Here is a 10,622-nt window from a genome sequence, read left to right on the forward strand (position 1 = left end):
CGCCTGAATCGTTCGGACGCCGGCGCGCGACCGGCATGAACCGCACGCGACGGGCTGGCGCTGCGGGCCGGCCCGCAATACGCTGGTCCGGGCCGTCACGCGGCATCGGGGATCGGGTGGACAGGGGCATCAGCGCAGGCGGGAAGCGCCGGGTCGGGCAGGGTGCATGGCGGCTCTGGCTGCTGGCATGGCTGTGCCTGTGCGCGCCGGTCCTGGCCGCGCCGCCGCATTCGCTGCGCTTCAGCCAGCTGGCGGTCGAGGACGGCCTGCCGCAGGAGTCGGTGATCGCCATCGCCCAGGACGCCCAGGGCTTCATCTGGCTGGGCACCCAGACCGGGCTGGCGCGCTACGACGGCTACGAATTCACGGTCTACCGCCACGACCGCGACGATCCCTGCAGCCTGTCCGACAACTGGATCCAGGAACTGCTGCTGGACCGCAAGGGGCGGCTGTGGGTCGGCACCCGGGTCGGGGTGGACCGGTTCGATCCGGGCAGCGGCTGCTTCACCCGGCTGCCGCTGGAAGGCAGCGGCGAGGCGGCCGGCGTGCATTCGATGCTGGAGGACCGCCAGGGCCGGTTGTGGCTGGCCACGCCGCGGGCGCTGTTCCGCCTGGACGACCACGACCGGGTGGCCGCCGTGTTCCACGCCGGTGCCGACGGAGGGCTGTCGGCCGGGCAGGTGGGCGCGCTGGCCGAGGAGGGCGACGGCGCCCTGTGGGTGCGTACCCGCCAGGGCCTGGACCGGCTGCCGGCCGGCGCGGGCCGCTTCCAGGCCCATCCCTTGCCGGCCGGGCCGGCGGTGCCGCTGGCGGTGCGCTACGATGCCGGCGCCCTGGCGATCGACCGCGACGGCAGCCTGTGGCTGGGCAGCGAGACCGGCCTGAGCCGCTGGCGGCTGCAGGACGGGCGCCTGCAGTCCCTGCCGGTGCCGCCGGGCGCGGCGGCCGGCACGGCGGTGTCGGCGCTGATGTTCGACCGCGACGGCACCCTGTGGGTGGCCAGCAACCTCGGCCTGCTGCGCCTGGACCGGGGCAGCGACGCGTTCACCCAGTACCGCCACGACCGCGGCGACCGCCAGGGGATCGCCGACAACTACGTCCTGTCCCTGTTCCAGGACCGCACCGGCACGCTCTGGGCTGGCACCTGGGGCAACGGCGTCAGCCGCACCGACCTGGGCGGCGGCGGCTTCGGCTTCTACAACGCCAGCGACGACGGCCGCCTGGGCCTGAGCGACGCCAAGGTCTACGGCATCAGCTCCGAACGCCCCGGGGTGCTGTGGCTGACCACCCGCGAGGGCGGCATCAACCGGCTCGACCTGGAGCGGCGCCAGGTGCGCGTCTATCGCCACGTGCCGGGCGACCCGCACAGCCTGCCCACCGACGCCACCCTGGTCTCGCGGCCGGACGGGCAGGGCGGGCTGTGGGTGGGCAGCGACGCCGGCCTGGGCCGGCTCGACCTGCAGGGCCGCTACCGCGCCTGGCCGCTGCCGGCCGAGGCCGGGACCTCGGTGATCTACTGCCTGTACCAGCGCCCGGGCGATCCGGGGCTGTGGCTGTGCACCCGCAGCGGGCTGTACCGGCTCGATCCGGGCAGCGGCCGCTTCGAGGGCTGGCGCCACGACCCGGCCGACCCGGATTCGATCGCCGCCGACTTCGTCGCGACCATGCTCCAGGACCGCGCCGGCCGGGTCTGGGTGGCCACGGTCGACGGCGGCCTGGACCGGTTCGATCCGGCCAGCGGCCGCTTCGAGCATTTCCGCCACGATCCGGCCGACCCGGCCAGCCTCAGCAGCAACCGGGTCCAGGCGCTGTACGAGGACAGCCAGGGCACCCTATGGGTCGGTACGTCCGCGGGGGTCAACCGGCTGGAGACCGGGCCCGACGGCAAGGTCCGCTTCCGGGTGTTCGGCAGCCGCGAGGGCCTGGCGGCCGATTCGATCGGCGCGTTCCTGGAGGACGCCAGCGGCCAGCTGTGGGTGAGCGGCACCGCCGGCCTGGCGCGGCTGGACCCGCGCAACTGGACAGTGCGCAACTACAACGCCGCCGACGGCCTGCCCGGCGGCAGCTACTTCGTCGGCGCCGCCCTGCGCGATGCCGACGGCACCCTGTACTTCGGCGGGGTCAAGGGCCTGACCGCGGTCGCCCCGGACCGGGTGCGCGGCAACCCGGTGCCGCCGCCGGTGGCGATCACCGACTTCCAGGTGTTCAACCGCTCCATCGCCGAGCAGCTGCCCGACGGGCTGGAAGCGGACGCGCCCTGGCCGGCCACCCGGCGGCTGCGGATGCCGACCTCGCTGTCGGTGTTCACGATCGCCTTTGCCGCGCTGCATTACGCCGACCCGGCCCGCAACCAGTACGCCTACCGGCTGGAGGGCTTCGACAGCGACTGGCTGCGCACCGGCGCCGACCGCCGCTTCGCCACCTACACCAACCTCGACCCGGGCCGGTACGTGTTCCGGGTGCGCGCGGCCAACAAGGACGGGATCTGGAACGAGGAAGGCGCGGCCCTGGAGATCGTCGTCACCCCGCCGTGGTGGCGCACCTGGTGGTTCCGGATCGGCGGGCTGCTGGCGCTGGCCGCGGCGGCCATCGTCCTGTACCGGCGCCGGATCCACCGCCTGCAGAGGCAGCAGGCGACCCTGGAGCAAAGGGTGGAGGAGCGCACCTTCGAGCTGGAGCAGGCGCGCATGGACCTGGAACAGGCCAGCCTGACCGACCCGCTCACCGGCATGCGCAACCGCCGCTTCCTGCGCCAGCAGCTGGACAGCGACCTGGCCCTGAGCGTGCGCGCCTACCAGCGCGCCGCGCTGCACGGGGTGGCGCCGCCGGAGGACGTGGACCTGCTCCTGTTCCTGGTCGACATCGACCACTTCAAGCGGGTCAACGACGAGCAGGGCCATGCCGCCGGCGACGAAGTCCTGGTCGAGGTCCATGCGCGCCTGCGCCAGGTGCTGCGCGCGTCCGACTACCTGGTGCGCTGGGGCGGCGAGGAATTCCTGGTGGTGGCCCGAGGCACCCGCCGCTCGACCGCGCCGGTGGTGGCCGAGCACATCCGCGAAGTGTTCGCCGACCAGCCGTTCGTGCTGTCGGACGGCACCCGCCTGGTCAAGACCTGCTCGATCGGCTTCGCCAGCCTGCCCTTGGTGCCGGCGCACCCGGCGGCGCTGGACTGGCACCAGGCGGTGGACCTGACCGACATCGCCCTGTACGCGGCCAAGGCCGCCGGCCGCGACGGCTGGGTGGGGATCGAGGCCGGGCCCGACGCCGACCCGTCGCGCTGGGGCGGCGAACTGCGCAGCGAGGTCCCCGGCCTGCTGGCGACCGGCCAGCTGCGTTTCATCACCCGGATGGACCCGGCGCGGGTGGCCGAGGCCCTGCAGGGCGGCCTGGCGGCGGGCATGGCGTGAACACCGACTGGCTGATCGTGGCCGCGGTCACGGTGCCGGCCCTGCTCCTGCACGCGATCCTGTTCGTACTGGTGCGGCGCTGGATGGACCGCGACCTGGCGCTGTCGCTGGCCGGGGAGGAGCCGGCGCGGCGGGCGTGGATGTTGGAACGCCTGGCCCAGGCGCGGCGCCAGGGCGTGCGCCGGCGCGAACTGCCGGCCTGGCTGGAGCGCGCGGCGGCCGGCTACCCGGCCGTCCCCTCGTAGGCCCGGGCCCTCAGCTCAGCGAATAGCCGAACTGCTGCTTGAACTGGTCGTTGAACTCGGCGAAGTCGAAGCGCTGGTTCTGGGTGCCCGGGTGCTCGACCTTGAGCGCGCCCATCAGGTTGCCCATGCGGCCGATCGTGAGCCAGTCGTAGCCCTTGTCGATGCCGTAGATCAGGCCGGCGCGGAAGGCGTCGCCGCAGCCGGTCGGGTCGACCACCCGGCGCTCGTGCGCCGGCGGCACGTCGTAGGTCTTGTCCGGGGTGTGCACCAGCGCGCCCTTCGGCCCCTGGGTGGTGATGTAGGCCTGGACCCGGGAGACGATCTCGCGGTCGTTCCAGCCGGTGCGCTCCTGCAGCAGGTTGGACTCGTAGTCGTTGACCACCACGTAGTCGGCCTGCTCGATGAATTCGCGCAGTTCCTGGCCGTTGAACAGCGGCATCGCCTGGCCCGGGTCGAAGATGAACGGCACGCCCATCTCCTTGAACTCGGCCGCGTTCTGGATCATGCCCTCGCGCCCGTCCGGGCCGACCAGGCCCAGGGTGATGCCCGGCACATCCCTGGCGTGGTTCTCGTAGGAGCGCATCATCGCCCCGGGGTGGAAGGCGGTGATCTGGTTGTTGTCGTGGTCGGTGGTGATGAAGGCCTGCGGGGTGAACAGCTCGTCGATCACCTTGACCCGCGACAGGTCGATGCCCAGGGCCTGGAAATGCTCGCGGTAGGGGCCGAAATCCGAGCCCACCGTGCCCATCGGCACCGGTTTCCCGCCCAGCAGGTGCAGGTTGTAGGCGATGTTGCCGGCGCAGCCGCCGAACTCGCGGCGCATCCGCGGCACCAGGAACGACACGTTCAGGATGTGCACCTTGTCCGGCAGGATGTGGTTCTTGAACTGGTCCGGGAACACCATGATGGTGTCGTAGGCAAGGGAACCACAGATCAGGGTGGACATCGGCTGGCTGCTCGGGAGGCGCGCGGGGCGGGCGGAGGACGCGGGCGCGCGGGAAGGCGCGGCGGCCTGGCGCCGCGGCGCAAAGGGTAACGGCTGCGTCCCGGCGCGGCCAGCCCGGCGGCCCCGCCGGGCGCCTCGCCCGGCCGCTGCGCGACCACGGAAACGGGCGGTTTGCCGCGGATTTTTCCTTGCCCGCATCCGGAGGCGTTGCTAGGCTAGCCGGCCTGTTTTCTGCCCAAATTTTCGCCAGCCCGCGCCCTTGCCGGCGCCCGCTGCCGGGCCTTCTTCCCCCGCGCTTGCGCCCCGCTCCCGTCCCCCAGGATCGCCCCTCCCGATGTTCAAGAAGCTCCGCGGCATGTTCTCCAACGACCTGTCCATCGACCTGGGCACGGCCAACACCCTGATCTACGTGCGCGGCCAGGGCATCGTGCTGAACGAGCCCTCGGTGGTGGCGGTGCGCCAGGACCGGGCGATCGGTGGCACCCGCTCGGTGGCGGCGGTGGGCGCGGAGGCCAAGCAGATGCTCGGCCGCACCCCCGGCAACATCACCACCATCCGGCCGATGAAGGACGGCGTGATAGCCGACTTCACCTACACCGAGGCGATGCTCAAGCACTTCATCAAGAAGGTGCACAAGTCGCGGGTCCTGCGCCCCAGCCCGCGGGTGCTGGTGTGCGTGCCGGCCGGCTCGACCCAGGTCGAGCGCCGCGCGATCAAGGAGTCGGCGGAAGAGGCCGGCGCCCGCGACGTGTACCTGATCGAGGAGCCGATGGCCGCGGCGATCGGCGCCGGCATGCCGGTGTCCGAGGCGCGCGGCTCGATGGTGATCGACATCGGCGGCGGCACCACCGAGGTCGCGGTGATCTCGCTCAACGGCATCGTCTACTCGGCCTCGGTCCGGATCGGCGGCGACCGCTTCGACGAGGCGATCACCAACTACGTGCGCCGCAACCACGGCATGCTGATCGGCGAGGTCACCGCCGAGCGGATCAAGATGGAACTGGGCTGCGCCTATCCGCAGGCCGAGGGCAAGGAGATGGAGATCACCGGCCGCAACCTCGCCGAGGGCGTGCCGAAGATGATCCGGATCAACGCCAACGAAGTGCTGGAGGCGCTGCACGAGCCGCTGGCGGGGATCGTCTCTGCGGTCAAGCTGGCGCTGGAGCAGACCCCGCCGGAGCTGGGCGCGGACGTGGCCGAGCGCGGCATCGTCCTGACCGGCGGCGGCGCCCTGCTGCGCGACCTGGACAAGCTGGTCAGCGAGGAGACCGGCCTGCACGTGCAGGTCGCCGACGATCCGCTGACCTGCGTGGCCCGCGGTGGCGGCCGCGCGCTGGAGCTGGTCGACATGCACGGCAACGAGTTCTTCGCCCCGGACTGACCGGGCGTCCCGCGGCCGCCGGCGATGCCGGACGGCCGCATCCGGCCGCGGCCCGTGACCGCGCGCCATACTCCTTCCTCCCGCCGCCCCTCCGGACCGATCGCCCGCCGTGTCGTCCTACGCCGGTTTCCCTCCCGCCGCGCGTCCCGGTGAAACCGCCGGGACCCTGCGGCTGCTGGCGTACCTGGCGCTGGCAATCGCCCTGCTGGTGCTCGACCACCGCGGCGGCTGGCTGGCCAGCGCGCGCGAGTACGCCACCCGCGTGGTCCAGCCGGTGTGGGCGCTGGCCGGCCTGCCCGGACGGATCGGCGGCGCCCTGCAGGACGGCTTCGCCGCCCGCGATGTCCTGCTCGAGGAGAACCGCCGCCTGCGCAACGAGCTGCTGCTGGCCAACGCCCGCCTGACCCGGCTGCGCAACGCCGCGGTCGACAACGCCCAGCTGCGCGAGTTGCTCGGGGTAGCCGAACGCCGCGGCCTGGACGTGCAGCTGGTGCCGGTGCTGGACGTGGACCTGGCGCCGTCGCGGCAGCGCCTTTTGCTGGCCGCCGGCAGCCGCCAGGGCGTGCAGCGCGGGCAGGCGGTGATCGACGCCGGCGGCCTGCTCGGCCAGGTGGTGGCGGTGACCCCGGGCACGGCCACGGTGCTTTTGCTGACCGATCCGGACCACGCGGTGCCGGTGATGGTCGCGCGCAACGGCGTGCGCCTGATCGTGTACGGGCGCGGCGACCGCCTGGAACTGCGCGACGTGCCGCTCAACCGCGACGTCCAGGTCGGCGACGCGCTGGTCACCTCCGGCCTGGGCGGGCGCTTCCCGCCGGGCTTCCCGGTGGCGACCATCGCCGCGCTGCACCCGGACGAGAGCCAGGCCTTCCTGGTCGGCACCCTCACCCCGGCCGCGCAGCTGGACCGCGGCCGCGACGTGCTGCTGCTGCGTCCGGGCGCCGCCCCGGACGTGCCGCTGGCGCCCGCGCAGCCGGAAGACGCAAGCGGCACGGAGGGCGGCCAGGCGGATGCGCCGGCCGGGGCCGCCAGCCGCCCCGCCACGAACGACGGTGCGGTTAGTGCTGCTTCGCCCGCGCCTCCAGGCCGCGGCAATGCCGCTGCCGCGGTACCGGCGGCAGGCACCGCCCGTGACGCGACCGCCGCACCGCCCGCGCCGGAGGACGAACGATGAGCGGCCGCCTGCGCCTGGGCGGCTGGGTGCTGCCGGTCAGCCTGTTCCTGGCCCTGCTGCTGGGCCTGCTGCCGCTGCACGAGATGCTGCAGCCCTTGCGTCCGTACTGGCTGGCGCTGGTGCTGGCCTACTGGGTGATCGAGACACCCTCGCGCGCCGGCCTGGGCCTGGCGTTCTGCTGCGGCGTGCTCGCCGACCTGGCCTACGGCGGCCTGCTCGGCGAGCAGGCCCTGCGGCTGGTGATCATGGCCTTCATCCTGCAGCGCTTCCGCGCCCGCCTGCGCTTCTTCCCCCTGTCGCAGCAGGCGCTGGCGATCGGCGCCCTGCTGCTCAACGACCGCATCGTCGACGCCGCCATCCACCTGGCCCTGGGCCAGCCGACCCTGGCCTGGCAGTACTGGTGGGCGCCGCTGGTGGGCATGCTGCTGTGGCCGCCGCTGTTCCTGCTGCTGGACGGCCTGCGCCTGGGCCGGCGCGACTGAGCCGGGCGCATGAGCAGCCGTCGCCCGCACAAGAACCCGCAGGCCGAGGCCGAGCAGTTCCGCCGCCGCGCGGCGATCGGTTTCCTCGGCGTGGTCGTGGCCCTGGTCGGCCTGGGTGCGTGGTACTTCCGCCTGCAGGTGCTGCAGCACGCCGACTACGCCACCCGCTCGGAGGCCAACCGGATCCGCCCGCGGCCGGTGGTGCCGGCGCGCGGCATGATCTACGACCGCCAGGGCCGGCTGCTGGCCGAGAACCTGCCGGCCTTCCGCCTCGACATCACCCCGGACAAGGCCGGCGACACCGAGCGGGTGCTGGCCGAGCTGGGCCGGCTGATCGCGCTCAGCGAGGAGGAGCTCGAGCACTTCCGCAAGGAGCGCAAGTCCGGCCGCGGCTTCCGCCCGATCACCCTGAAGCTGCGCCTGAGCGACGAGGAGATGGCCGCCTTCGCGGTCAACCGCTGGCGCTTCCCCGGGGTGGAGATGGAGCCGTACCTGACCCGGCACTATCCCTACGGCGACCTGTTCGCGCACGTGATCGGCTACGTCGGCCGGATCGACGAGAAGGACCTGGAGCAGCTCGGCGACGGCGGCGCGGCGCTGACCCACATCGGCAAGACCGGGATCGAGCGCTCCTACGAGGAACAGCTGCGCGGCAAGGTCGGCTACGAGCAGATCGAGACCAACGTCCAGGGCCGCGCTTTGCGCACGGTCGGCCGGGTCGCGGCCACCCCGGGCGCGGACCTGCGGCTGTCGATCGACGCTGAATTGCAGCGGGCAACGGTGGCCGCGTTCGGCGAGCTGGAAGGCACGGCGGTGGCGATGGATCCGCGCACCGGGCAGATCCTGGCGATGGTCAGCCTGCCGTCCTATGACGCCAACCTGTTCGTCAACGGCATCTCCCACGCCGACTACCGCGCGCTGATGGACAACCCCTCGCGGCCGCAGTTCAACCGCGCCGTGCTCGGCGGGGTGGCGCCCGGCTCCACCCTCAAGCCGTTCCTGGCCCTGGCCGGGATGGACAGCGGCATCCGCCGGCCCGAGGACCGGACCCTGTCCACCGGCATGTTCTACCTGCCCGGGACCAGTCGCGGCTGGGGCGATTCGCACCGCGGCGGCCACGGCTGGACCGATGCGCGCAAATCGATCGCCGATTCGGTCAACACCTACTACTACCAGCTGGCGCTGGACATGGGCATCGCCCGGATCCAGGAGTACCTGACCCGCTACGGCTTCGGCCAGCCCAGCGGCATCGACCTGTCCGGCGAGTACGCCGGGATCCTGCCGACCCCGGCCTGGAAGATGAAGCAGCGCCAGGAGCGCTGGTACCCGGGCGACACGGTCAACATCAGCATCGGCCAGGGCGACTGGAAGGTGACGCCCTTGCAGATGGTGCGCGGCACCGGCGCGCTGGCCGACGCCGGCCAACTGCGCCACCCGCACCTGGTCGAGGCCCGCCGCGACCGCTTCGACGCACCGTGGGCGCCCTTGCCGCAGGCGGCCCCGGCCGCGATCAGCGACCGCCCCGACCACCTGCAGGTGGTGCGCGAGGGCATGGTCATGACCGTGCACGGCCCGGGCGGCACCGCCCGCCCGATCGGCGTCGGCATCCCGTACCACATCGCCGGCAAGACCGGCACCGCGCAGGTGGTCAGCCGCCGCGGCACCGCCGCGGTCAACCCGCGCAGCCTGCCGATGCACTTGCGCCACCGCGCGCTGTTCATCGGCTACGCCCCGGCCGAGGATCCGCAGATCGCGGTGGCGGTGGCGGTGGAGGGCGGCGGCTACGGCGGCAGCCCCGCCGCGCCGATCGCCCGCGCGATCTTCGACGCCCGGCTGCTGGGCAAGCTGCCGGAAGGGCTGGAGCCGATCGACGGCGTCCCTGCCGCCGTGGCCTGCGCGCCCGCGGCCGGCGACTGCGCGGCGGTCCCGGCCGCCGTCTCCGCCGGCGCGGCCGGCGAGGGCGCCGGGGTCGCGGCGGCGGTTCCGGCGGATGCGGCATCGATCGCGCCGGCCGCAGTCCCGGCCGCGGTGGATGCCGCCCCCCAGCGTGCGCCGGCCATCGCCAGCGACCGCAATACCGCAGCCAACGGCTTCGGCAGCTGGGGTCGTCGCCATGCCGCCGAAACCGCGGCGGCCGCAGTTGGCGGTCCGTCGCCGGGGAGCGCCGCCGTGGGCCGCTCTCCGGCGCCTGCGGGCGAGGCGTCCTCCACCGCTCCGGCTTCGCCGCCCGCGCCGTCTCCGCGCGCTCCGGTCCCACCGGCGGGCGAAGACGAATGAGGGACTTCCTGCGCTGGCTGCTGGACCTGGCCGGGCGGGCCACGCGCACGCTCGACTGGCCGCTGTGCCTGGCCCTGGCCGCGCTGATGGGCTTCGGCCTGGCGGTGCTGTACAGCGCCGGCGGCGCCAGCGGCGGGCCGGCGCTGGTCCAGGCCCAGGGCGCGCGCTTCGCCCTCGGCCTGCTGGCGATGTGGGCCCTGTCGCGGGTCTCGGTGATCCGCCTGCGGGCGTGGTCGCCGACGGTCTATGTGCTCTCGCTGCTGCCGCTGCTGGCGGTTCTGCTGGTGGGCACCGGCAAGCACGGCCGGCACTGGCTCAACCTGGGCGTGTTCTACCTGCAGCCGTCGGAGCTGCTGAAGATCGCCCTGCCGATGATGGTGGCCTGGTACCTGCACCTGCGGCCGCTGCCGCCGCGGATCGGCACGGTGGTCACCGCCGCGATCCTGGTCGCCCTGCCGACCGGGCTGATCCTGCTGCAGCCGGATTTCGGCACGGCGATGCTGATCGCCTCCAGCGGCGTGTTCGCCTTGCTGCTGGCCGGGCTGCCGTGGGTCGCCGGGCTGTGGGTGGTGCCCGGGCTGGCCCCGCCGCATCCCGCGGCGATGCTGGCGGTGCACGAGTACCAGGCCGACGTCGGCCGCACCCTGTTCTTCGCCCTGCTGGTCGGGCTGCCGACCGCGGCCCTGGCCGGGCCGGTGTTCGCGAAGTTC

8 protein-coding genes are annotated in these 10,622 nt (G+C 73.4%); 7 read left to right on the forward strand and 1 reads right to left on the reverse strand.

Going from position 1 to position 10,622, the window contains the following annotated elements:
* The first annotated feature begins 116 nt into the window (after positions 1-116).
* Positions 117-3,407, forward strand: a complete 3,291-nt coding sequence (locus CSC62_RS02455; RefSeq protein ID WP_162404570.1) for a ligand-binding sensor domain-containing diguanylate cyclase — start codon at positions 117-119, stop codon at positions 3,405-3,407.
* Positions 3,404-3,652 (forward strand): hypothetical protein, encoded by a 249-nt coding sequence (locus tag CSC62_RS02460; protein WP_246194131.1) that lies wholly within the window; start codon positions 3,404-3,406, stop codon positions 3,650-3,652. Before CSC62_RS02455 ends, CSC62_RS02460 begins: the two co-directional genes overlap by 4 nt.
* Before the next feature lie 10 nt (positions 3,653-3,662).
* Here CSC62_RS02460 and CSC62_RS02465 read toward each other — a convergent pair whose 3' ends face one another.
* A complete protein-coding gene (locus tag CSC62_RS02465) occupies positions 3,663-4,598 on the reverse strand; it encodes a carbohydrate kinase family protein (protein ID WP_162404571.1) in 936 nt (311 codons plus the stop codon).
* A 334-nt stretch (positions 4,599-4,932) separates the two neighbouring features.
* Between CSC62_RS02465 and CSC62_RS02470 the strand changes: the two genes are divergently transcribed.
* The 5 genes from CSC62_RS02470 to CSC62_RS02490 all read left to right on the forward strand — a co-directional run.
* Positions 4,933-5,979, forward strand: coding sequence for a rod shape-determining protein (locus tag CSC62_RS02470; protein WP_162404572.1), 1,047 nt, complete (start codon positions 4,933-4,935; stop codon positions 5,977-5,979).
* 109 nt (positions 5,980-6,088) lie between these two features.
* The gene (mreC, locus tag CSC62_RS02475) at positions 6,089-7,153 is read left to right on the forward strand and encodes a rod shape-determining protein MreC (RefSeq protein ID WP_162404573.1); all 1,065 of its coding nucleotides are present in this window, start codon (positions 6,089-6,091) and stop codon (positions 7,151-7,153) included.
* Complete coding sequence (gene mreD / locus CSC62_RS02480) at positions 7,150-7,635, forward strand: rod shape-determining protein MreD (protein WP_162404574.1); 486 nt, start codon at positions 7,150-7,152, stop codon at positions 7,633-7,635. The genes mreC and mreD overlap by 4 nt, the downstream gene beginning before the upstream one ends.
* Before the next feature lie 9 nt (positions 7,636-7,644).
* Entirely contained in the window at positions 7,645-9,912 is a 2,268-nt protein-coding gene (gene mrdA / locus CSC62_RS02485) for a penicillin-binding protein 2 (RefSeq protein ID WP_162404575.1), read from the forward strand.
* On the forward strand, positions 9,909-10,622 hold a 714-nt coding region (locus tag CSC62_RS02490), incomplete at its 3' end, for a GntT/GntP/DsdX family permease (RefSeq protein ID WP_162404576.1). The genes mrdA and CSC62_RS02490, both read left to right, overlap by 4 nt.

Source organism: Pseudoxanthomonas jiangsuensis (assembly GCF_010093185.1).
GTDB classification, from domain to species: domain Bacteria; phylum Pseudomonadota; class Gammaproteobacteria; order Xanthomonadales; family Xanthomonadaceae; genus Pseudoxanthomonas; species Pseudoxanthomonas jiangsuensis.